This is a genomic window from Rhizobacter sp. P2_H3 (genome assembly GCF_056403355.1).
On sequence record NZ_JBFUFQ010000010.1, the window covers coordinates 46,864 to 68,088 of the forward strand.

Below are 21,225 nucleotides of genomic sequence, written 5' to 3' on the forward strand. Positions count from 1 at the left end.
CCCCACACCGCCATGACCGAGCTCGCCAAATCGTTCGAACCCGCCCCGATCGAGGCCCGCTGGGCGCCGCTGTGGGAGCAGCAGGGCCTGTACGAGCCCACGCTGGACGCGAACAAGCCCTCGTTCAGCATCCAGCTGCCGCCGCCCAACGTCACCGGCACGCTGCACATGGGGCACGCGTTCAACCAGACCATCATGGACTCGTTGACCCGCTGGCACCGCATGAAGGGCGACAACACGCTGTGGGTGCCGGGCACCGACCACGCCGGCATCGCGACGCAGATCGTCGTCGAGCGCCAGCTCGAGGCGGCCGGCCAGAGCCGCCACGACCTCGGCCGCAAGAATTTCGTCGCCCGCGTGTGGGAATGGAAGGAGCAGTCGGGCTCGACCATCACGCAGCAGATGCGCCGCATGGGCGCCTCGGTGGCCTGGCAGCACGAGTACTTCACGATGGACGAGAAGCTCTCGCCGATCGTCACCGACACCTTCGTGCAGCTCTACGAGCAGGGGCTGATCTACCGCGGCAAGCGGCTGGTGAGCTGGGACCCGGTGCTGAAGTCGGCGGTGTCCGACCTCGAGGTCGAGAGCGAGGAGGAAGACGGCTCGCTGTGGCACATCCGCTACCCGCTGGCCGATGGTTCCGGCTCGCTGGTGGTGGCCACGACGCGCCCCGAGACCATGCTCGGCGACACCGCCGTGATGGTGCACCCCGACGACGAGCGCTACCAGGCGCTGATCGGCCAGCAGGTCACGCTGCCGCTGTGCGACCGCACGATCCCGGTGATCGCCGACGAGTACGTCGACCGCGAGTTCGGCACCGGCGTCGTGAAGGTGACCCCCGCCCATGACGTGAACGACTACGCCGTCGGACTGCGCCACCAGCTGCCGATGATCGGCGTGCTCGACCTCGACGCGAAGGTCAACGACAACGCACCCGCCCCCTACCGCGGCCTGGACCGCTTCGTCGCCCGCAAGAAGGTCGTCGCCGACCTGCAGGCGCTGGACCTGCTGGTCGAGGTGAAGAAGCACAAGCTGATGGTGCCGCGCTGCGCCCGCACCGGCGCGATCGTCGAACCGATGCTGACCGACCAGTGGTTCGTCGCGGTCAGCAAGCCGGGCCCCGACGGCAAGTCGATCGCGCAGAAGGCGGTCGACGCGGTGGCCTCGGGTGAGGTCAAGTTCGTCCCCGAGAACTGGGTCAACACCTACGACCAGTGGATGAAGAACATCCAGGACTGGTGCATCTCGCGCCAGCTGTGGTGGGGCCACCAGATCCCGGCCTGGTACGGCAGCGGCGGCGAGATCTTCGTCGCACGCACCGAAGCCGACGCGCGGGTCAAGGCCCAGGCCGCCGGCTACAGCGGCGAGTTGCGCCGCGACGAGGACGTGCTCGACACCTGGTACTCGTCGGCGCTGGTGCCGTTCTCGACGCTCGGCTGGCCCGAGAAGACGAAGGAGATGGACCTGTTCCTGCCGTCCAGCGTGCTGGTCACCGGCTACGAGATCATCTTCTTCTGGGTGGCGCGCATGATCATGATGACCACCCACTTCACCGGCCGCGTGCCGTTCCGCACCGTCTACATCCACGGCATGGTGCGCGACAGCGAAGGCAAGAAGATGAGCAAGTCCGAAGGGAACGTGCTCGACCCGGTCGACCTGATCGAGGGCCGCGACCTCGCGACGCTGGTGCAGAAATCGACCGTCGGCCTGCGCAAGCCCGAGACCGCGCCGAAGGTGGCCGCGCGCGTGAAGAAGGAGTTCCCCGACGGCATGCCGGCCTACGGCGCCGACGCGCTGCGCTTCACGATGGCCTCGTACGCGAGCCTCGGGCGCAACATCAACTTCGACACCAAGCGCTGCGAGGGCTACCGCAACTTCTGCAACAAGCTCTGGAACGCGACCAAGTTCGTGCTGATGAACTGCGAGGGCCAGGACTGCGGCCTCGCCGAGCACACCAAGGCGCAGTGCGAGCCGGGCGGCGAGTTCGCCGGCTACCTGTCGTTCTCGAAGGTCGACCGCTGGATCAGCGGCGAGCTGCAGCGCGTCGAGGCGGCGGTCGAGCAGGGCTTCAGCGACTACCGGCTCGACAACGTCGCCAACGCCATCTACCAGTTCGTCTGGACGGAATACTGCGACTGGTACCTGGAGCTCGCGAAGGCGCAGCTGCAGAACGGCGACGAGGCGGCGAAGCGCGCGACGCGGCGCACGCTGCTGCGCACGCTCGAGACGGTGCTGCGCCTGATGCATCCGATCATGCCGTTCGTGACCGCCGAGCTGTGGGACGTGGTCGCGCCGCTGGCCGGCCGCAAGGCGGCGGGCTCCGGGCAGAGCATCGTCACCGCGCCGTACCCGAAGGCGCAGCTGGAGCGCGTCGACCCGCAGGCCGATGCCTGGGTCGAGCGCTTCAAGGGCCTGGCCGGCGCGACGCGCAACCTGCGCAACGAGATGCAGGTGACCAAGCCGGTGCCGCTGTACGCGATCGGCGACAACGACTTCGTGCGCGAGGCCGCGCCGCTGCTGCAGTCGCTGATCCGGCTGTCGGGCGTGCAGGTGTTCGACGACGAGGCCGCGTTCGCGGCGGCGACGGCGCAGCTGCCGGTCTCGGTGCAGGGCGAGACGCGGATCGCGCTGCATGTCGAGATCGACGTCGCCGCCGAGCGCGAGCGGGTGGCCAAGGAGATCAAGCGCATAGAGGCCGAGATCGGCAAGTGCGACGCGAAGCTGTCGAGCGAGAGCTTCGTCGCGCGCGCGCCTCAGGCGGTGGTCGATGAAATGAAGCAGCGCCTGGTCGACTTCACGGCAACGCTGGATCGACTGCGGCATCAAGCGGAACGCCTGGGTCCGTCGTCCTGAACTCGCGCGGTGCGCCGGCCGAGATCGCGAGCAGCTCGTCGATCCGCCGGGCCACCGCCCACGAGCTGCGCAGCCGCGATTCGCGCGTGGTGCTGGCCACCCGCGGCGTGATCTGCAGCGTGTCCATGCCGCTCAGCGGCCGGCCCGGCTCCAGCGCGCCGGGCTCCAGGCTGTCGAGCCAGACGGCCGAGACGCGCCCGCTGGACAGCACGTCGGCCAGCGACTTCTCGTCGAACAGGCCCGAGTGCGCGATGCTGACGATCACCTGGTTCGGCTTGCAGAACGGCAGGAAGCGCTCGCCCAGCAGCCCGTGGTAGCGGCTGAAGTAGTTCAGCTGCACGCACACCGCATCGGACTGCTCCAGCAGCTCGCGCAGGCCCACCGGGCCGACCTGCCAGCGGTTCCACACGCTGTCGCTCGCATGCAGCGACGGGTCGTAGCCGATGAGCTTCGAGCCGAAGCCGCTCAGCATCCGGGCCATCGCCTTCGCGGCCGGCGGCATGCCGATCAGCCCGACGGTGCAGGCGCCCAGCTCGCGGCCGACCAGCATGCCGTCGGAGCCGACCACCGGCACGCGGCGCAGCAGCGACAGCAGCGCGCCGATCATGAACTCGGCCTCGGCCTGCGCGGTGGCGGTCTGGCTGCGCACCACCTCGATGCCGGCGCGCGCGCAGGCGTCGAGGTCGATGTTCTCGGCGCCGGCGCTGACCCGGCCGACCGCGCGCAGCACCGGCGCGTAGTGCAGCGCCTGCGCATCGAGCGCGACGGTGGGCGGCAGGATCAGCGCCCGCACGTTGTAGAGCGCCTGGCGGAATGCGCGGGTGTCGCGCGCCAGCTCCGGCGCCTGCCGCAGCGAATAGCGCGCATCGAGCCACTGCATGACTTCTGCTTCCAGCGGTTCGATGATCAGCAAGTCCATGCGGCTTCGAGAGGCTCTGCCCCGGTGTCACATGCCCTCCAAAGAGCCCGTGACACAATGGTTTTTGTCGACTAAATCACAGTTTAAAGGGACCAGACACACATGTTTGTCAACAAGGCGATCTTTCCGGTAGCGGGCCTCGGCACGCGATTCCTGCCCGCGACCAAGGCCCAACCGAAGGAAATGCTGCCGGTTGTCGACAAGCCCCTCATCCAGTACGCCGTCGAGGAGGCCTACGCCGCCGGGGTCCGCGAGATGATTTTCGTGACCGGCCGGCACAAGCGCCCCATCGAAGATCACTTTGACATGACCTTCGAATTGGAGGTAGCCCTCGAACAGGCGGGTAAGCAAGAGTTACTGGACGTGGTGCACAGCGTGAAGCCGGACGACATGGAGTGCGTCTACGTGCGCCAGCCGCAGGCGCTGGGCCTGGGCCATGCGGTGCTGTGCGGGCAGCGGCTGATCGGCAACGAGCCGTTCGCGGTGCTGCTGGCCGACGACCTGATGGTGGGCCAGAAGCCGGTGCTGCAGCAGATGGTCGAGCAGTTCGCCGAATGGCGCGTCTCGATGCTGGCGGTGCAGGAGGTGCCGCCGGAGCAGACGAAGCGCTACGGCATCGTCGACGGCCGCGCAGTGAACGACCGGCTGATCGACATCACCCGCATCGTCGAGAAGCCGGCGCCGGAAGAAGCGCCGTCGCGGCTGGGCGTGGCCGGGCGCTACATCCTGACGCCGGGCGTCTTCACCGAGATCGCGAACCAGCCGCGCGGCGTGGGTGGCGAGATCCAGCTGACCGACGGCATCGCCGGGCTGCTGCGCCGCGAGAAGGTGTTCGCCTACCGCTACGAAGGCCGCCGCTACGACTGCGGCAGCAAGGAAGGCTTCCTGGAGGCCAACGTGGAGTTGGCGCTGGCTCACCCGGTGCTGGGGGCGGATTTCCGGAAGTACCTGAAGAACCTGGAGTTCTAACGTCGACGCAAGAGGTGGATGAACTCGTCGTTCACCGCCTTCTGCTCGACCAGCTCGTTCCCGGTCTGCCGCGCGAACGCCTGGAAATCGCGCATCGACCCCGGGTCGGTCGCGATCACCTTCAGCAGCTCGCCGCTGTTCATGTCGGCCAGCGCCTTCTTGGCCTTCAGGATCGGCAGCGGGCAGTTCATGCCGCGGGCATCGACTTCTTTCTGCGCTTCCATCGCGAGTCCTTTCAAGTGGGTTCCACCGGCCGCGGCATCAGCTCGCGCCATTGCGGCGTGATGCCGCGCGCGGTCAGCCAGTCGGCCAGCGCATAGCCGGTGCCGGCCGGCCAGCATTGCACGGCCTCGGGGGTGAAGAGCTTGTACTCGACGAGCTCCGGCGACAACTTGATCTCGCCGCGCGCCACCGCGTGGTACGCGATGATCACCTGGTTCATCCGCTGGAAGTCGTAGGCCCCGATGATCGACAGGCGATCGACCGTCAGCGAGGTTTCCTCCATCACTTCGCGGGTGATGCCCTCCTGCGGCGTCTCGCCCGCCTCCATGAAGCCGGTGATCAGCCCGAAGTACCTGCCGGGCCAGGCGGCATTGCGCGCCAGCAGCAGCTGCCCGTCGCGATCGGCCAGCTCGATCACCGCGGCCAGCACCGGCGTCGGGTTGTTCCAGTGCGTCCAGGCGCAGGCCGGGCAGCGCAGCCGCGTCTTCGGGCCGCCGTCTTCTTCGAGCGTCACCGGCTGCAGGCCGGTCGCGCAGTTCGGGCAGAAGCGGGTGTCGTAATTCATGGTGGGCTCAGGCGGGGAAGACGCCGGTGGACAGGTAGCGGTCGCCGCGGTCGCAGACGACGAACACCAGCGTCGCGTTCTCGACCCGCCTGGCGATCTCCAGCGCCACCCAGCAGGCGCCGGCCGCCGAGATGCCGCCGAACAGGCCTTCCTCGCGCGCCAGGCGGCGCGCCATCTCCTCGGCCGCGTCCTGGCTGACGCTGACCGTCTCGTCGATGCAGCTCGGGTCGTAGATCTTCGGCATGTAGGCCTCGGGCCACTTGCGGATGCCGGGGATGCGCGAGCCTTCGGCAGGCTGCGCACCGATGATGCGGACGGCCGGGTTCTGCTCCTTCAGGAAGCGCGAGGTGCCGGTGATGGTGCCGGTGGTGCCCATCGCGCTGATGAAGTGCGTGACACGCCCGCCGGTGTCGGCCCAGATCTCGGGGCCGGTGGTCTCGTAGTGCACGCGCGGGTTGTCGGCGTTCGCGAACTGGTCGAGCACGCGGCCCTTGCCGTCGCGCTGCATCTGCTCGGCCAGGTCGCGGGCGTATTCCATGCCGCCGCTGCGCGGCGTGAGGATCAGCTCGGCACCGAAGGCCTTCATGGTCTGCGCGCGCTCGACGCTCAGGTCCTCCGGCATGATCAGCAGCATGCGGTAGCCGCGGATCGCGGCCGCCATCGCGAGCGCGATGCCGGTGTTGCCCGAGGTGGCCTCGATCAGCGTGTCGCCGGGGCGGATGTCGCCGCGCTCCTCGGCGCGCCGGATCATGCTGATGGCCGGCCGGTCCTTCACCGAGCCGGCCGGGTTGTTGCCTTCGAGCTTGGCCAGGATCACGTTGCCGCGCCGCTCGTTGTCGGCGCCCGGCAGGCGCTGCAGCCGCACCAGCGGCGTCTGTCCGATCACGTCTTCAAGGGTCTTGTACGGCGTCATGGGGTCTCCTCGCGAGATTGTCGCAGGGGGCGCTGGGTTGTTGCTCTGGCAGGGTTTCGCCCTGCCGGGGCGAAATCCCGGCAACAGCCCCTACTCGGCCACCACCGCCTCGATCAGGCTGCACAGCCAGCGCAGCGCCGGGTCCTTGTCGCGGCTCGCGTGGTGGACGATCGCCACCGGGCTGGGCGGCAGCTTCAGCGGCACCGCCGCCCGCACCAGCCCGAAGTCGCGCTGCCAGCCGGGCGCCAGCACCTGCGGCACGGTGGCGATCGCCGGCACCTGCTGCAGCACCCGCGGCAGCGACGAGAAGCGCGGGCTGGTGCAGACGATGCGGCGCTTCAATCCGAGCGCGTCGAGCGCGTCGTCCACCGTGCCATGGAACGCGCCGCGGTAGGTCACCATCAGGTGCGGCAGCACGGCGAACTGCTTCAAGGTCAGCGTGCCTTTCACGCCGATCACGCCCGGCCGCGCCACGCAACAGTACGGCACCGTCGCGAGCGGCCGGCTGCGCTGCCAGGCCGGCCCGGCGGGGAAGGCGCCGATCGCGAGATCGAGTTGCTCCTGCAGCAGCATGTCGGCGATCCGGAAGCGGTCGGTCGCGACGACGGCGATGCGCGCCTGCGGCGCCTCTGCCGCCAGCCGCGCGACCAGGCCGGGCAGCAGCCAGGTGTCGATCCAGTCGGGCATGCCGATCACCAAGCTGCGGTCGCTGCGCGCCGGATCGAAGGCCGGGGCATCGGAGACGACGGCCTGCAGCTCGGCCAGCGCCGGCGCCAGCGCCGACTGCAGCTCGAGCCCGCGCTGCGTCGGCTGCATGCCGCCCTTGCCGCGCACCAGCAGCTCGTCGTGGAACAGCTCGCGCAGCCGCGCCAATGCGCCGCTGACCGCCGGCTGGCCGAGGTGAAGGCACGCTGCCGCCTTCGACACGCTGCGCTCGCGCAGCAGCACCAGCAGCGTCACCAGCAGGTTCAGGTCGACGCCCCTGAAATCACGTTCTCTGATAGTTCCGATCATTTCAATCGATTTGCGTGATGAAGGCTTCGATTGAATCATGGGCCACCCTTCAACGGAGCAATGCCCATGACTTCTTCCATCCACACCCGCCCGCTGGCGTCGATCACCCGCGAGGCCGCCGCCACGCTGATAGCCCACGCCCAGGCCGCCGCACGCTCGCTCGGCATCCACGTGACGGTGGCGGTGACCGATGCGACCGGCGAGCTGAAGGCCTTCGAGCGCGACGACGGCGCCCGCTTCCTGACCGCGTCGATCGCGGTCGACAAGGCCTGGACAGCGACCTCCTACGGCGTGTCGACCCGCCAGTGGACCGCGATCCTCGAGCGCCCGATGGCGGCCCAGCTCGCGCACCGGCCGCGCTTCGTCGCTGTCGGCGGCGGCTGCCCGATCTTCGACGGCACGCAGCTGGTCGGCGGCATCGGCATTTCCGGCGGCGACGCCGAGCAGGACCACCAGGTGGCCGAGCGGGCCATTGCGGCGCTCGGCCTGGCCGCCTCGGCCTGATCGACCTTTCCCTCCCTCCTTGAACGAGAGATTGCTTCCCATGTCTTCTGCCCTGTTCTCCCTGCGTGCCGCAGCCGGCGCATTGGCCTCCACCGCCATCGCGCTCGCCGCACTCGGCGCTGCCGTCACGCCCTCGGCCACACGGGCCGCCGCCCCGATGGTCAAGACCCAGGCACCCGGCTTCTACCGCGTGATGCTCGGGGCCTTCGAAGTCACTGCACTGAGCGACGGCACCGTCGACCTGCCGGCCGACACGCTGCTGCACCCGCCGTCCGGCGCGATGGCCTCGCGGCTCGCTGCCGCGCACCTGAAGAGCCCCGTCGAGACCTCGGTCACCGGCTTCCTGGTCAACACCGGCGACAAGCTGGTGCTCGTCGACACCGGCGCCGGCGCGCTGTTCGGGCCCACGCTCGGCAAGCTGACCGCAAGCCTGCGGGCCGCCGGCTACCAGCCCGAGCAGGTCGACGAGGTGCTGCTGACCCACGCCCACCCCGACCACGTCGGCGGCCTGATGGGGCCGGGCGGCGTGGCGTTCCCGAACGCCACGGTGCGCCTCGACGAGGCCGACGCGCAGTACTGGCTGTCGGCCGCGAAGATGGAGGCCGCGCCGGCACAGGCCAAGGGCTTCTTCCAGGGCGCGATGGCCTCGCTGAATCCCTACGCCGAAGCCGGCCGGCTGAAGCCGTTCGCCGCCGGCACCGAGCTGCTGCCCGGCATCCGCGCCATCGCGGCACGCGGGCACAGTGCCGGGCACACGGTCTATGCCGTCGAGAGCCAGGGGCAGCGCCTGCTGCTGATCGGCGACCTGATCCATGTCGGTGCCGTGCAGCTCGACGACCCGCGCGTCACGATCGCGTACGACAGCGACGAGCCCGCCGCGGCCGCCACGCGCCGCCAGGTGTTCGCGCAGGCAGCCGCGCAGAACACGCTGATCGGCGCCCCCCACCTGCCGTTCCCCGGCCTCGGCCACCTGCGCCGGGCCGGCGCGGGGTACCGCTGGCTGCCGGTGGACTACACGGCACAGCTGAAATAGCGGCGCCGTCCGGCCGGGCAAGGGCGGTGCGCGAACCGGGCAGCGTGCCTTAGGATCCGCCCATTGCCCATGACCGACCCGTCGCTTCCCGACCGCTCCATCGCATTGCCGCTGCGCCGCCTGGCCCTCGCCCTGGTGGCGGGCAATGCCGTGGTGATCCTGGTGCTGGTGCTGGCCGCCGGCGTGGCCTTGCAGGCGGGCCGCGAATCCGAAGAGGCGCGGGCGCGGGAATCGGCCGAGAACCTCGCGAACAGCCTGGCCATCGAGCTCGGCGCCGAGCTGAAGCAGCTCGACAACGCGCTGGCCACCGTCGCGTTGCGCGTGCGCGCCCTCGACGCCACCCATGCCGACGGCCGTGCCGAGATCGAGCAGAGCCTCGCCGAGCAGCGCTCGCTGCTGCCGCAGGTCGATTCGATCCGCATCGCCGATGAACCCGGCATCGTCAGCTTCGGCCTGCCTGCAGGCACGGCGGCGGTCAGCATCGCCGACCGCGACTACTTCCTCGAAGCGAAGTCGCACGAGGGGATGGTGGTCTCCGAGCCGGTGCAGAGCCGCATCAGCCGCAAATGGGGCATCGCCGTGGCCCGCCAACTGCGCCGCGCCGACGGATCGTTTGCCGGCGTGGTCTACACGAGCCTGCCCAGCGAGCACTTCATCGACCGGTTCAAGCGCATCGGGCTGGGCAGCGCGGGCGCCGTGTCGCTGCGATCGGGCGGGCTGAAGCTGATCGCGCGCTACTCGGTGATCGACGGCGCGCAGGAGAAGAACCTGGGCACCGTGGTGGTCTCCGCCGAGATGATGCGCCGCCTCGCGACCGGCCCGGAGCGCGGCTCGTACCTGACCCCGACCGCGCTCGACGGCATCGAGCGCTATACCGCGTACCAGCGCATTCCCGGCTCGTCGTTCCGGGTGTTCGTCGGACTCGGCACCAGCGACTTCCTCGCGGGCTGGCGGCGCGAGGCGGGCCAGATGGCGGCACTGCTCGCGATCGCGATCGCGACCATCGCCGGCTTCTCCGCGCTGCTGTTCGTGCAGCAACGGCGCCAGGTGATCGCACGCCGCGAGATCGCGCGGTTGGCCCAGGAGCAGAGCGTGATGCTCGACAACGAGGTCGTCGGCATGGTGAAGCTGAAGGATCGCGTCGCGCTCTGGAAGAACCGCGCGCTGGACCGGATCTTCGGCTACGAGCCGCACGAGCTGGTCGGCGCGCCGGCGCGGCTGCTCTACCTCGACGACGACTCCTTCGACGACATCGGCCGCCGCGCCTACCCGATGCTGCAGGCCCGCGGCCGCTTCCGGGCGCAGCTGCGCATGCGCCACAAGCAGGGCCATGCGATCTGGATCGACCTGAGCGGCGCGGCGGTGTCGGCCGACGAATCGCTGTGGTCGATGACCGACATCACCGCGCTGAAGGACAGCGAGGCGCACGCCCGCCACCTTGCGCTGCACGACCCGTTGACCGGGCTGCCGAACCGCATGCTGTTCGCCGAAAGGCTGCTCTACATCCTGGCCGATGCGCAGCGGCGCCGGCAGCTGACGGCCGTGAGCTGGCTCGACCTGGACGGCTTCAAGGCCGTCAACGACGCCCACGGACATGACGCCGGCGACGCCGTGCTGCGCGAGGTCGCGAAGCGGCTGCTCGGCTGCATCCGCACCAACGACGTGGTGGCCCGTTTCGGCGGCGACGAGTTCGCGCTGATCCTCAGCAACATCCAGGATGCGCGCGAGGTGGAACGCGTGCTGCAGCGGGTGCTGCAGGCGATCGAGCTGCCGATCCACCTGGCCCGCGGCGAGGTGGTGACGGTGGGCGCGAGCATCGGCGTCGCGATCGGGCCCGAACACGGCGACGATGGCGACGCGCTGACGGCCCGCGCCGACCAGGCGATGTACGTCGCCAAGCGGGCCGGCAAGCACCGCGTCGTCCTCTGGAGCCCCTGAGGCAACGCCCGCGTCCCGGTCACGGCGCGGTCATGGCTCGGCGATGGCTCGGGCATGCACCTCTCGCCGCTGCAAGCAGTGTTTCAGAGTATTGGGAACGCGCTTCATCACAGGGGTCCCGCGGTAGCCTGCGGCCCATTCAAACTGCGAATGAGCTCCCCATGACAACCAGAATGACCCCGCTGCGACTGACCCTGGTCGCCATCGCCTGCGCCGCCGCCACGCCCGCCTTCGCCATCGACTGGCCGGCCGGCTTCTCGAAGTGCGCCGACGAAGGCAAGAGCTGCAAGATCGGGACGACGGCCCGCCAGGTGTCGTTCGGCGTGAAGAACAAGTGGGTCGTGAAGACGCTGTCGGGCACCGTGGCCTGCACCGGCGCGACCTTCGGCGGCGTGGATCCGAACGCGGGCAAGAAGGAGAAGTGCGCGGTCGGACCGGTGGCTGCACCGGCGCCCGCGCCTGCTCCGGCACCTTCGCCCGCGCCCGCACCGGCCCCTGCACCCGCCCCTTCGCCGGCACCCGCCCCGGCCCCGGCTCCCGCACCCGCACCGGCCCCCGCGCCGAGCGGCCTGACCGCCGGCTTCGCCGGCACCGTGACCGGCGGCGGCAAGGCCGCAGCCGTGACGGTGAGCACCGCGGCCGCGATGCAGGCAGCGATCGATGCCTACACCGGCTCGGCCGGCCTCGTGATCCGCTACACCGGCAGCTTCGACTTCGCGTCGATCACCGACTCCTGCGCGCAGCGCACGAAGCCGGCCGGCGCCATCGTCGAGGTCAAGAACAAGAGCAACGTGACGATCGAAGGGGCCGACGGCTCGGCCGCGAACTTCGGCCTGGCGATCAAGAGCGGCGCGACGAACGTCATCATCCGCAACATGACGATCGGCCTGCTGCCGGGCTCGATCGACGCGATCGGCATCGAGGGCCAGGGCGGCAAGTCCCCCGGCTACATCTGGGTCGACCACAACACGCTGTTCAGCAGCATCAAGGAGTGCGCGGGCGCCGGCGACATGGAGTTCGACGGGCTGGTCGACAACAAGGCCGGCGCGCACCACATCACCTACTCGTACAACCACATCCACGACCACCAGAAGGTCGGGCTGATCGGCTCCAGCGACAGCGATTCCAGCGACCGCTTCATCACCTACCACCACAACTTCTACGAGAACGTGAAGTCGCGGCTGCCGCTGCAACGCGGTGGCTACACCCACCTGTACAACAACCTGTACAGCGGCGTGCACACCTCGGGCGCCAACATCCGCATGGGCGGCTTCTCGCTGATCGAGGGCAACTGGTTCGAGAACGCGCAGAACCCGGTGACCTCGCGCGACAGCTCGACCATCGGCTGGTGGGAGCTGCGCAACAACAACGTGAAGAGCCCGGCCGATTTCAGCCGCTACGGCATCACCTGGGTGGCCAGCGAGTCGTCGCCGTCGCGCGACGCGACCGACTGGGTCAGCACCAGCACGTTCCCGGTCGGCATTCCGTACACCTACACTCTGCACGACCCGGCCTGCGTGAAGCAGAAGCTGCCCGCGGTGGCGGGTGCAGGCAAGGCGCTGGCCGGGCTGGGTTGCAACTGAGCTGCCACTGGCCACACAGACCGCCACATCGCGGCGTACTGAGGAGACAAACTTGGATCTGCACTTCGGAACGCCGCTGCGTGCGGCGATCGTGGCCGGCGGGCTGCTCGCCGCCGCCCTCCCCGCGATGGCCGGCACCTTCGTGTACGTCTCCAACGCCGACAGCCAGGAGCTGTCGGTGCTGGCCTTCGACCGCAGCACCGGCCGGCTGAGCCCGGTCGAGACGCTCGCCGTCGGCGGCACGGTGATGCCGCTCGCGGTGAGCCCCGACAAGCGCTTTCTCTACGCCGCGCTGCGCTCGCAGCCGTTCCGCGTGGTGAGCTTCGCGATCGACCCGGCCGGTGGCCGCCTCAAGAAGCTGGGCGAGGCGCCGCTGGCCGACAGCATGGCCAACATCGACGTCGACGCCAGCGGCAAATGGCTGTTCGCGGCCTCGTACCCGGGGCACAAGATCACCGTCAACAGCATCGACGGCAACGGCGTGGTCGGGGCCATCCAGCAACTGATCCCGACGGCGCCGAACGCGCATGCGATCCATGCCGACGCGAGCAACCGCTTCGTGCTGGCCACCAGCCTCGGCGGCGACAACCTGTCGGTCTGGCGCTTCGATGCGGCCAAGGGGCAGCTGACGCCGAACGATCCGGCGATCGTGCAGGCAGCACCCAAATCCGGCGCCCGCCATTTCGTCTGGGACAAGGCGCAGAAGCACCTGTACCTGCTCAACGAGGTGGATGCGTCGCTGTACGTCTTCGCGTGGGATGCCGGCCGCGGCACGCTGCGCGAACTGCAGCGCACGACCACGCTGCCGGAGGGTTTCACCGGCAAGCCGTGGGCCGCCGACCTTCACCTGAGCCCGGACGGCCGGCAGCTCTATGCGTCGGAGCGCACGTCGAGCACGATCGCGCGCTTCAAGGTGGATGCCGAGACGGGCAAGCTGGAGCCGGCTGGCAGCACGCCGACCGAGAAGACGCCGCGCGGCTTCGCGATCGATTCATCGGGCCGCTTCCTGATCGCGGCCGGGCAGGAGTCGCATTCGGTGTCGGTGCATGCGATCGACCCGCGCACCGGCGCGCTCGGCGAGGCCACGCGGCTGCCGGTCGGCAAGAACCCGAACTGGGTGGAGATCGTCGACCTGCCGTGACGGCCCTCGGCGCGCGCGTTCAACTCTCGTTGTGCGCCACCTTGATGCGCCGGCGCGAGCGCGCGGCGACGTCGTAGATGTTGAAGTCGTTCATCGTGCGCCCGTAGAGGTGCAGGCTGACCGCACGCGGCCGCTCGGCCGGCACGCCGGTGACGTGGATGTGGTCCGGGTTCGGCACGAAGCTCGTGACGGCCCCGTGGCTCAGCAGGATCGTGCCGCCGCGCGCGAGGTCGATGTCTTCGTCGGCGCCGCGGTCGGGCGACAGCCGCACGTAGCTGCGCTCTTCCAGCACGCCCTCGACGACGCCGACGACGCCCCAGCTGCCGTGGTCGTGCACCGGCGTCCATTGGCCCGGCAGCCAGACGATCGAGTACAGCGACAGGCTCGCATCCGGCGCGTCGTAGATCAGGTTGCGGGTGTAGCCCGACGCGTTGCTGCGGTAGTGCTGCGGCTCCAGGAAGCTGCCGGCATGATCGATCAGCTCGAGCATCAGCGGCGCCAGTGCGAGCACGCAATCGGCCGGGTCGGGCTGGCGGCCGCTGCGGGCCGATGCTTGGGCGATGAAGGCGTCGAGGGCGGTGGAGGTCATCGGCGGATTGTCGCGCCAGCCGCCGGCCCGCTCATCTCGCGATGAGGGCAGGCAGCGACGCCCACAGCAGCGCCACGCCCGACGCCGTCAGCAGGCCCAGCACGACCTTGCGGAATGTCGCCTCGGAAATGCCGATGTACAGCCGCGCGCCCAGCAGCGTGGGCACCAGCATCGCCGGCGCGACGATCGCGAACATCGGCAGCATGTCGCGCGTGACGATGCCCTTGGCCACGTAGACGGTCATCGTGACCGCCAGCGCCGCGAGGTTGAAGTTCTGGATGATGGCGCGCTGTTCGTCCTTCGCGAAGCCGCGCAGCGTGCACCACAGCGTGGGGATCGTGCCGGTGAATCCGCCGATGCCGCCCATCACGCCGCCGAGGCCGCCGGCGACGGCATCGGCCACCCTGCCGCCGGCCCGGATCTTCGGGAGGCTGCCGGCCAGCAGCATCGCCGGACACCACAGCACGAGCAGCGTGCCCAGCACCGCCTTGAACATCAGGATGTCGAGCCGCGGCAGGATCGCCACGCCGATCGGAATGCCGGCCAGGCCGCCCAGCACGAAGGGCAGCAGGCGCCGCAGGTCGAAGCCGCGGCGCACCGTCACCGCGGCAATGACCTGGCCGGTCAGCGAGCCGAACACCGCGAGCACGGCCGCCAGCATCGGGTCGAGCGCCCAGGCCCAGAACGACATCGCGGTGAGGCCGAAACCGAAACCCGACAGGCCCTGGACGAAGCCGGCACAGATCGCGCCGACGGCGACGACCAGGGTGAGGTGATCCATCATGCGCGCCAGGATAGCGTCGCGATGGCCGCCCCTCCCGGGCGGTCCGCCCGTTCGTTCAGCCGGGATGCTCGCCGACGTCCGAGCTGTGCCGCAGCGTCGCGAAATGCACGGCATCGCTCAGGTGGTGGTAGTCGAAGCCGGCAAACGAATAGACGCCGTTGCGGTACGAGATCGCCAGTTGCGACATCGTCTTTCGTTCGGCCTCGTCGGGCGCATCGATGCCCGGGTGCGTCGTCGCATCGCGTTGCCGCACCCTGTCCGCCTCGCGGACCAGCACCAGGCGGGCGTGGTTCACGGCATCCGTGAGGTGGAGGAAGCGCACGCCTTGGCAGCTGTAGTGCGTGCCGTTGTAGCGGATGGCGAATGTCGCCATCAGCGTGGCGCGCTCCAGCAGGGTTTCACCGGGCCGCATCGGGCCGGCATCCATCCGGTCGGCGAGGTGCCCGCCCTCGGACGTGAAGGCATCTTCTGCAGCGGCATAGCTGTCGCGGTATCTCTTTGCCATGGGGTCTCCTGGAGTTCCCTGCAGCCTGCGCGCCGACAGGCGGCATGTCCGTGCGATGGAACACACAGGCGCCCGCTGCCGCGTGCCATCCGGCTTCAACCGCTCGCGCCGAGCCCCGCGCGCGGCAACGCGAAGAAGAAGCGAACCATCTCCTTCGACGCATCCGGACCTCGCGGGTCGGCATGGGACCCCCGGGCATCCCCGCCGAACCAGGCGTGGCCGGCCCCGTGGACGATCCACGACTCGAGCCGGACCTCGCCCGCGCTGTCCACATAGCGCGTGAGGCGGCAGGCCCGGCCGGCGTCCGACGCGTCTTCCAGCGTGATCGCATTCAACGGGCCCTGGCCGGCACGTGCCAGGTAGGCGTCCTGCGCCTGCCTGACGATCTCTGCGCCGTTGCTCGGCTGCACGGTGTGGTCGCGATCGCCGTGGAAGACGATCGTGGGCACCGGGCGCGTTGCGCGGCCCGTCGATGCCGCGGCTCGCACACCGGGCATCCCGCTGCGCCCGCCCTTCATCGCGGCCATCGCCGACGGGATGTCGCTCGCGCTGCCATACGGCAAGCCCGAATGCGCGCCCACGCCGGCAAACAGATCCGGGTAGCACTCGCCGAGGACCACGGCCATCGCGGCGCCGGCGGACAGCCCGGCCACGAAGATCCGGCCCCGATCCACGCCGTGGCCTTGCGCCACCTGCTGGACGATGCCCGCGATCAGCGACGGCTCGCCGGCATCGCGCGCCTGGTCCTGCGGCTTGAACCAGTTCCAGCACTTCGACGGGTTCGCCTGCGCCGGCTGCTCGGGGTACACGACGAGAAAGCCCTGCTCGTCGGCCAGGCGGTTCATCCGCGTGCCGGTCGCGAAATCGTCGGGCGACTGGGTGCAGCCGTGCAGCATCACGATCACCGGACGCGCCTCGGCCGGATTCCCCGCGGGGACATAGAGCTTGTAGGCACGGCTCCCGGCGTGGTTGCTGAACTGGCAGGTCTCGAAGCTTCCCGCGACCTGCGCTTCATCCATCGACGGCTGCGCCACTCCAGCGGGCGGTGCGTACGGAACCGCATCCGGCGAGAGCGCCCGCCGGATCGTCTCGGTCACGTCACGCATCGGGCCCGTCGAGGTGTCGAGCCCCGCGGACGCGAGCGCCCGCTGGATCGTCTCGTTGATCGCGTTCGCATCGAAGGGCGGGGAAAAGGGTTTGTACAGCTTGCTCATCGTTCGATGCTGAGGGGTGGCCGCGCGCATTCACAGAGGCGCACAGGCCGATCCCGTGCAGGCGTCTTCCGACACGCGCATCGGTCGGTTGCCCTCACAGCTTGTCGCCGAGCGTGGAGAACAGCTCGATGAGCCGCGCTGCGGCAGGCGACAGGTAGCTGTTGGCGCGGTAGGTCACCACGAGCCGGCGGTGCATCGTGGCCTCCTTCAGGGGGATCTCCTTCAGGCCCGACCGTCCCGGCCGGCTGCCCAGGTGGTGGCGCGAGATGAAACTCAGCAGGCCGGTCTGCTCGATCAGCAAGGGCAGCATCAGCAGCATCGTGCTCTCGACCTGGACCTGCGGCCGCGGCAACCGCTTGCGGTCGAAGGTGTGGTCGAGCCAGTCGCGCGTCGGCGCGCCGGGAGGTTRCAGCGCCCAACGATAGCCCGACAAGTCCTTCAGCGTCGGGGTGCCGCGGAACAGTTCGTGGCTCGCGCTCGCGGCGACGACGATCGCATCCTCCACCAGCATCTTCGAGACGTAGCCGGCTTCGGTGGGGCCCTCGGTTCCCACCATCATGTCGATCTCGCCGGCATGCAGTTGCGGCTTCAAGGTGTCGACCAGGCCGACGACGGTGCGCAGCGTCACCTCGGGCGCCTCCTGCAGCAGTTGCCGGGCCACCGAGGGCAGCACGAACTGCGCCGCGGTCGGCACGATGCCGATGCGGACATGCCCGGCCAGGCCCTGGCCGATGGCACCGATCTCGCGCTGCGCATCTTCCACGTCGAAACGCATGCGCTGGGCCCACTTCAGCAGCACGCGACCCGCAGCCGTCAGCCGGATGCCCCGGCCGGCCTTCTCGAACAGCGCGGCCCCGCAGTCCTCCTCCAGGCGCCGGACGCAACTCGTCAGCGCGGGCTGGGTGCGGTGCAGCCGCGCCGCCGCACGGCCCATGTGCTGCAGCTCGGCGATGGTCTCGAAGTAGCGCATGTCGCGCAGGTCCATGTCAAAAGCGCCATTGATGGATTTCAAAAAACTATCGATTGGACTGTAGAGGTCGCCGCACCAATACTCAAGCCCATCGACAGACCCGCGACACCGATCCGGGCAGACGGATCGACACGATTCACGACGGAGACGACATGCCCCTGCCCCCGCCCTTGCACTTGCACTTGCGCCGACACCTCCTGCCCGCCCTGGCGCTGGCAGCCCTTTGCAGCGGCGCGTCCGCCGAAGCGTGGCCGGCCAAGCCGATCCGCGTCATCGTGCCGTTCCCGCCCGGCGGCGGAACGGACATCATCGCCCGCGAATCGACGCAGAAGGTCGCCGCGGCGACGGGCTGGACCTTCGTGATCGACAACAAGCCGGGGGCCGGCGGCAACCTCGGCGTGGACGCGGTGGCCAAGTCCCCGGCCGACGGCTACACGCTGGTGCTGGGCCAGACCAGCAACCTGGCGATCAACGCGACGCTGTACGCGAAGATGCCCTACGACTCGCAGAAGGACCTGTCGCCCATCGTCCTGCTGGCGAATGCACCGCTGGTCATGGTCACCGGCATGGGCACGCCGCACAAGACGCTGGCCGATGCCGTCATCGCGGCGAAGGCCAGGCCCGACGCGCTGAACTTCGCGTCGCCCGGCAACGGCACCGTCGCGCACCTGACCGGCGAGCTGTTCCAGAAGGCCGCCGGCATCCGGACACAGCATGTGCCGTACAAGGGCGCCGCGCAGGCACTGACCGACGTCATCAGCGGCAACGTCGACCTCTACATGGCGTCGGTGCCGACACTGCTCGGCCAGATCAAGCAGGGCAAGCTGCGTCCGCTGGCGGTCACCTCGGCGAAGCGGGTCGACGACCTGCCGAACGTCCCGACCATCAACGAGTCGGGCTACAAGGGATTCGACGCCGTCACCTGGTTCGGCCTGCTGGCCCCCGCCGGCACGCCGAAGGAGGTCATCGCGAAGCTGAACGCCGAGTTCAACAAGGCGCTGCGCCAGGCCGACCTGCGCAAGAAGCTCGAAGACGAGGGTGCGGATGCCGCCGGCGGCACGCCCGACCAGTTCGCCGCGCTGATCAGGACGGAAGTCCAGCGCTGGGGCGGGGTCGTCAAGGAATCGGGCGCCAGGGTCGACTGACCCCGGGTCGCCGGCACGTTCAACCACCCATCCAGGAGATCCCGATGAGCCAGGCCGCTGCATTGCCCGACGTCATGCGCGACATCGAACGCGTCGACGCCGCCACCGTCGAGCGCGCTTCGAAGTTCCCTTCTTCGATCCTCGCCGACGTGGCCGGCCGTCGCGGCGCGCTGCACGGCCGCATCGCGCCGCTGTCGCCGTCGATGCGGTTCGCCGGCCCGGCGCTCACCGTCGAAGTCCGGCCCGGCGACAACCTGATGATCCATGCCGCGATGGCGATCGCGAAGCCGGGCGACGTGATCGTGGTCGACGGCAAGGGCGACCTCGGCAGCGCGCTGATGGGCGAGATCATGTCGCAGCAGTGCGTGGCGCTCGGCATCGCGGCGGTCGTGATCGACGGCGCGGTGCGCGACAGCGAGGCCATCCGCGAACTGGGCTTCCCGATGTATGCGGCGGGCCTGAACCCGAACGGCCCGACGAAGTTCGTCCCGGGGCGGCTCAACCACCCGATCTCCGTCGGCGGCGTGACCGTCCACCCTGGTGACCTCGTGGTAGGCGACGCCGATGGCGTGACGGTGATCGAGCGGGCCCGGGCCGCGGCGCTGCTGCCGCTGGCGGCCGAGAAGGTCGCCGCGGAGGCGCGGCGCATTGCCGACATCAGGAGTCGCAAGGCACTGCGGCCCGCCTGGCTGGAGGACGCGCTGCGTGCGGCCGGCGTGATCCAGGCCGGAGAGACGCTGTGAGCCGCAAGCCGGTGTTCGTCGTGACCGGTGCCGACCTGGCGCCGCAGGCGATGGCCTTGCTCGACGACTTCGAGGTCGTGTTCGCCGGCAGGACGCCGACGGAGCACGACGTGATCGCGCTGTGCCAGCGGCACGATCCGGTGGCGATCATCGTGCGCTACAGCCAGGTCGGCGCCGCCGCGATGGACGCTGCGCCGAGCCTGAAGGTGATCTCGAAGCATGGCAGCGGCACCGACACGATCGACAAGGCCGCTGCCCGGGCCCGCGGCATCCAGGTCGTCGCCGCGGCCGGGGCCAATGCCGCTGCCGTTGCCGAGCAGGCGCTCGCGCTGCTGCTCGCCGCCGCCAAGTCGGTGGTGATGCTGAACGAGCGCATGCATGGCGGCCACTGGGACAAGGCGACGCACAAGAGCATCGAGCTCGAAGGCCGCACCGTCGGCGTGATCGGCCTGGGCGCGATCGGCCGGCGCTTCGCGCGCGTGGCCGATGCGATGGGCATGCGCGTCCTCGGCTTCGACCCGTACGCGAATGACCTGCCGGCGCATGTCGCGCGCACCGATCTGGCGACGATCTGGCGCGAGGCCGATGCGATCTCGCTGCACTGCCCGCTGACGGCCGACAACGCACGGCTGCTGAACGCGCAGACCCTGGCCGCCTGCAAGCGGGGCGTGCTGATCGTCAACACCGCGCGCGGTGGCCTCATCGACGAGGCGGCGCTGCTCGCCGCGGTGCGCTCCGGCCAGGTGGCCGCGGCCGGGCTCGACAGCTTCGCGACCGAACCGATGCCCTCGCCGCATCCGTTCCACGGCGAGGCGCGCATCACGCTCAGCCCGCACATCGGCGGCGTCACCGCGGATGCGTACGTCAAGATGGGTGTGGCTGCGGCGGAGAACGCGCTGAAGGTCCTGGGCAAGGCACCCTAAGCCAGGTTCACCGCCAGCGTCTCGGCCGCCGAGAGGCCCTGCTCCATCAACGCGAGGAACGCAGCGTTCGCCTTCTTCGCAGACCCGCCGCGCTCCATCAGGCGTATCGCTTCTTCGCGCGCCGTGCGCAGCGTCAGCACGATCATCCCGGCCATGAGTCGCGTGAGGCCGTCCGGCTTCGGCCCCGCCAGCTCGATCGCCAGCCCTTCGGCCGCTTCGTCCCCGAGCTCGCGCAGGCGCGCTTGAAGCGACGGGCTCGCGGCGAGAACCCGCCACCAGTTCACCGCCTGCGTGTTGACGGAACACAGCGGATGCTTCTGGCCGCTCAGTTCCTGGACGAGCGCGCGCAGCGCCTCGATGGGAGGTTTCCCGTCGGGCCTCTCGCGCAGCGCCTGACGGAAGGACAGCAGCTTCAGGTCGTCCTCGCGATCGAGCATCAGCTCTTCCTTGCGCGAGAAGTAGTTGAAGACGGTCATCTTCGACACCTTCGCGGCCACCGCGATTTCGTCGATCGTCACCGCCTCGAAGCCGCGCTCGAAGAACAGCGCTGTCGCCACGTCGGAAATCCGCTGTCGGGTCTCCCGCTTCTTGCTCTCGCGTCTGTCGCCCATGGGCACGAAGCTTAGCCGAAGCTCGCGCCGGAGACCCGTCGTCAAGCCACATTTTTTGACTCAGTCAAAAATGTATTGCACTAAACT

General features: G+C 69.5%; 21 protein-coding genes. 10 read left to right on the forward strand and 11 right to left on the reverse strand.

What is annotated here, in order from left to right:
* Nucleotides 1-12 precede the first annotated feature (12 nt).
* A complete protein-coding gene (locus AC1D1T_RS03555) occupies nt 13-2,853 on the forward strand; it encodes a valine--tRNA ligase (protein WP_477991416.1) in 2,841 nt (946 codons plus the stop codon).
* Here AC1D1T_RS03555 and AC1D1T_RS03560 read toward each other — a convergent pair.
* The gene (locus AC1D1T_RS03560) at nt 2,795-3,772 is read right to left on the reverse strand and encodes an NAD(P)-dependent oxidoreductase (protein WP_477827319.1); all 978 of its coding nucleotides are present in this window, start codon (nt 3,770-3,772) and stop codon (nt 2,795-2,797) included. The genes AC1D1T_RS03555 and AC1D1T_RS03560 overlap by 59 nt on opposite strands.
* A 102-nt stretch (nt 3,773-3,874) precedes the next feature.
* Between AC1D1T_RS03560 and galU the strand changes: the two genes are divergently transcribed.
* Nucleotides 3,875-4,741, forward strand: a complete 867-nt coding sequence (galU, locus tag AC1D1T_RS03565; RefSeq protein WP_465113698.1) for a UTP--glucose-1-phosphate uridylyltransferase GalU — start codon at nt 3,875-3,877, stop codon at nt 4,739-4,741.
* Here the strand turns inward: galU and AC1D1T_RS03570 are convergent.
* The 4 genes from AC1D1T_RS03570 to AC1D1T_RS03585 form a co-directional block, all read right to left on the reverse strand.
* Nucleotides 4,738-4,965, reverse strand: a complete 228-nt coding sequence (locus AC1D1T_RS03570) for a sulfurtransferase TusA family protein (RefSeq protein ID WP_465113699.1) — start codon at nt 4,963-4,965, stop codon at nt 4,738-4,740. The two genes, galU and AC1D1T_RS03570, sit on opposite strands and share 4 nt — an antisense overlap.
* Nucleotides 4,966-4,976: 11 nt before the next feature.
* Nucleotides 4,977-5,528 (reverse strand): NUDIX domain-containing protein, encoded by a 552-nt coding sequence (locus tag AC1D1T_RS03575; protein ID WP_047509631.1) that lies wholly within the window; start codon nt 5,526-5,528, stop codon nt 4,977-4,979.
* A gap of 7 nt (nt 5,529-5,535) precedes the next feature.
* Nucleotides 5,536-6,441: a cysteine synthase CysM gene (gene cysM, locus AC1D1T_RS03580; protein ID WP_047509633.1), complete on the reverse strand. Its 906-nt coding sequence runs from the start codon at nt 6,439-6,441 to the stop codon at nt 5,536-5,538.
* A 90-nt stretch (nt 6,442-6,531) separates the two neighbouring features.
* Entirely contained in the window at nt 6,532-7,455 is a 924-nt protein-coding gene (locus AC1D1T_RS03585) for a LysR substrate-binding domain-containing protein (protein ID WP_477844229.1), read from the reverse strand.
* A gap of 66 nt (nt 7,456-7,521) precedes the next feature.
* Here AC1D1T_RS03585 and AC1D1T_RS03590 point away from each other — a divergent pair, with 66 nt between their 5' ends.
* The 5 genes from AC1D1T_RS03590 (at nt 7,522) to AC1D1T_RS03610 (ending at nt 13,654) form a co-directional block, all read left to right on the forward strand.
* Nucleotides 7,522-7,959, forward strand: a complete 438-nt coding sequence (locus tag AC1D1T_RS03590) for a GlcG/HbpS family heme-binding protein (protein ID WP_477991418.1) — start codon at nt 7,522-7,524, stop codon at nt 7,957-7,959.
* 40 nt (nt 7,960-7,999) lie between these two features.
* Nucleotides 8,000-8,992: an MBL fold metallo-hydrolase gene (locus AC1D1T_RS03595; RefSeq protein WP_477828584.1), complete on the forward strand. Its 993-nt coding sequence runs from the start codon at nt 8,000-8,002 to the stop codon at nt 8,990-8,992.
* A gap of 69 nt (nt 8,993-9,061) precedes the next feature.
* Nucleotides 9,062-10,930 (forward strand): sensor domain-containing diguanylate cyclase, encoded by a 1,869-nt coding sequence (locus AC1D1T_RS03600; protein WP_477991420.1) that lies wholly within the window; start codon nt 9,062-9,064, stop codon nt 10,928-10,930.
* Nucleotides 10,931-11,103: 173 nt separating this feature from the next.
* The gene (locus AC1D1T_RS03605; protein ID WP_477991422.1) at nt 11,104-12,513 is read left to right on the forward strand and encodes a pectate lyase family protein; all 1,410 of its coding nucleotides are present in this window, start codon (nt 11,104-11,106) and stop codon (nt 12,511-12,513) included.
* A 58-nt stretch (nt 12,514-12,571) separates the two neighbouring features.
* Nucleotides 12,572-13,654, forward strand: coding sequence for a lactonase family protein (locus AC1D1T_RS03610; protein WP_465113777.1), 1,083 nt, complete (start codon nt 12,572-12,574; stop codon nt 13,652-13,654).
* A 19-nt stretch (nt 13,655-13,673) separates the two neighbouring features.
* Here the strand turns inward: AC1D1T_RS03610 and AC1D1T_RS03615 are convergent, their stop codons facing one another.
* From AC1D1T_RS03615 to AC1D1T_RS03635, 5 genes are all read right to left on the reverse strand, one after another.
* On the reverse strand, nt 13,674-14,243 hold the full coding sequence (locus AC1D1T_RS03615) for a cysteine dioxygenase family protein (RefSeq protein WP_465113705.1): 570 nt from the start codon (nt 14,241-14,243) through the stop codon (nt 13,674-13,676).
* Between the two features lie 31 nt (nt 14,244-14,274).
* A complete protein-coding gene (locus AC1D1T_RS03620; RefSeq protein ID WP_477826219.1) occupies nt 14,275-15,024 on the reverse strand; it encodes a sulfite exporter TauE/SafE family protein in 750 nt (249 codons plus the stop codon).
* Nucleotides 15,025-15,082: 58 nt separating this feature from the next.
* Entirely contained in the window at nt 15,083-15,532 is a 450-nt protein-coding gene (locus AC1D1T_RS03625) for a hypothetical protein (RefSeq protein ID WP_477826218.1), read from the reverse strand.
* A 95-nt stretch (nt 15,533-15,627) separates the two neighbouring features.
* On the reverse strand, nt 15,628-16,746 hold the full coding sequence (locus AC1D1T_RS03630; RefSeq protein ID WP_477826217.1) for an extracellular catalytic domain type 1 short-chain-length polyhydroxyalkanoate depolymerase: 1,119 nt from the start codon (nt 16,744-16,746) through the stop codon (nt 15,628-15,630).
* A 94-nt stretch (nt 16,747-16,840) separates the two neighbouring features.
* The gene (locus tag AC1D1T_RS03635; protein WP_477991424.1) at nt 16,841-17,731 is read right to left on the reverse strand and encodes a LysR family transcriptional regulator; all 891 of its coding nucleotides are present in this window, start codon (nt 17,729-17,731) and stop codon (nt 16,841-16,843) included.
* Nucleotides 17,732-17,868: 137 nt separating this feature from the next.
* Here AC1D1T_RS03635 and AC1D1T_RS03640 point away from each other — a divergent pair, with 137 nt between their 5' ends.
* From AC1D1T_RS03640 to AC1D1T_RS03650, 3 genes are read left to right on the forward strand one after another with little or no spacing between them, the layout of a single operon-like run.
* On the forward strand, nt 17,869-18,861 hold the full coding sequence (locus AC1D1T_RS03640; protein WP_477825264.1) for a tripartite tricarboxylate transporter substrate binding protein: 993 nt from the start codon (nt 17,869-17,871) through the stop codon (nt 18,859-18,861).
* 44 nt (nt 18,862-18,905) lie between these two features.
* Nucleotides 18,906-19,604: an RraA family protein gene (locus AC1D1T_RS03645; protein WP_477825265.1), complete on the forward strand. Its 699-nt coding sequence runs from the start codon at nt 18,906-18,908 to the stop codon at nt 19,602-19,604.
* Nucleotides 19,601-20,527: an NAD(P)-dependent oxidoreductase gene (locus AC1D1T_RS03650; protein WP_477825266.1), complete on the forward strand. Its 927-nt coding sequence runs from the start codon at nt 19,601-19,603 to the stop codon at nt 20,525-20,527. The genes AC1D1T_RS03645 and AC1D1T_RS03650 overlap by 4 nt, the downstream gene beginning before the upstream one ends.
* Here AC1D1T_RS03650 and AC1D1T_RS03655 read toward each other — a convergent pair.
* Nucleotides 20,524-21,183 (reverse strand): TetR/AcrR family transcriptional regulator, encoded by a 660-nt coding sequence (locus AC1D1T_RS03655; protein WP_477991426.1) that lies wholly within the window; start codon nt 21,181-21,183, stop codon nt 20,524-20,526. The genes AC1D1T_RS03650 and AC1D1T_RS03655 overlap by 4 nt on opposite strands.
* Between the last annotated feature and the right edge of the window lie 42 nt (nt 21,184-21,225).

Coding starts and splice junctions, on each gene's coding strand:
- AC1D1T_RS03595 (WP_477828584.1), top strand. CDS start 8,000: ATGTCTTCTGCCCTGTTCTCCCTGCGTGCCGCAGCCGGCGCATTGGCC.
- AC1D1T_RS03575 (WP_047509631.1), bottom strand. CDS start 5,528: ATGAATTACGACACCCGCTTCTGCCCGAACTGCGCGACCGGCCTGCAG.
- AC1D1T_RS03605 (WP_477991422.1), top strand. CDS start 11,104: ATGACCCCGCTGCGACTGACCCTGGTCGCCATCGCCTGCGCCGCCGCC.
- AC1D1T_RS03630 (WP_477826217.1), bottom strand. CDS start 16,746: ATGAGCAAGCTGTACAAACCCTTTTCCCCGCCCTTCGATGCGAACGCG.
- AC1D1T_RS03590 (WP_477991418.1), top strand. CDS start 7,522: ATGACTTCTTCCATCCACACCCGCCCGCTGGCGTCGATCACCCGCGAG.
- AC1D1T_RS03560 (WP_477827319.1), bottom strand. CDS start 3,772: ATGGACTTGCTGATCATCGAACCGCTGGAAGCAGAAGTCATGCAGTGG.
- galU (WP_465113698.1), top strand. CDS start 3,875: ATGTTTGTCAACAAGGCGATCTTTCCGGTAGCGGGCCTCGGCACGCGA.
- AC1D1T_RS03615 (WP_465113705.1), bottom strand. CDS start 14,243: ATGACCTCCACCGCCCTCGACGCCTTCATCGCCCAAGCATCGGCCCGC.
- AC1D1T_RS03570 (WP_465113699.1), bottom strand. CDS start 4,965: ATGGAAGCGCAGAAAGAAGTCGATGCCCGCGGCATGAACTGCCCGCTG.
- AC1D1T_RS03600 (WP_477991420.1), top strand. CDS start 9,062: ATGACCGACCCGTCGCTTCCCGACCGCTCCATCGCATTGCCGCTGCGC.
- cysM (WP_047509633.1), bottom strand. CDS start 6,441: ATGACGCCGTACAAGACCCTTGAAGACGTGATCGGACAGACGCCGCTG.
- AC1D1T_RS03620 (WP_477826219.1), bottom strand. CDS start 15,024: ATGGATCACCTCACCCTGGTCGTCGCCGTCGGCGCGATCTGTGCCGGC.
- AC1D1T_RS03640 (WP_477825264.1), top strand. CDS start 17,869: ATGCCCCTGCCCCCGCCCTTGCACTTGCACTTGCGCCGACACCTCCTG.
- AC1D1T_RS03585 (WP_477844229.1), bottom strand. CDS start 7,455: ATGATCGGAACTATCAGAGAACGTGATTTCAGGGGCGTCGACCTGAAC.
- AC1D1T_RS03625 (WP_477826218.1), bottom strand. CDS start 15,532: ATGGCAAAGAGATACCGCGACAGCTATGCCGCTGCAGAAGATGCCTTC.
- AC1D1T_RS03645 (WP_477825265.1), top strand. CDS start 18,906: ATGAGCCAGGCCGCTGCATTGCCCGACGTCATGCGCGACATCGAACGC.
- AC1D1T_RS03555 (WP_477991416.1), top strand. CDS start 13: ATGACCGAGCTCGCCAAATCGTTCGAACCCGCCCCGATCGAGGCCCGC.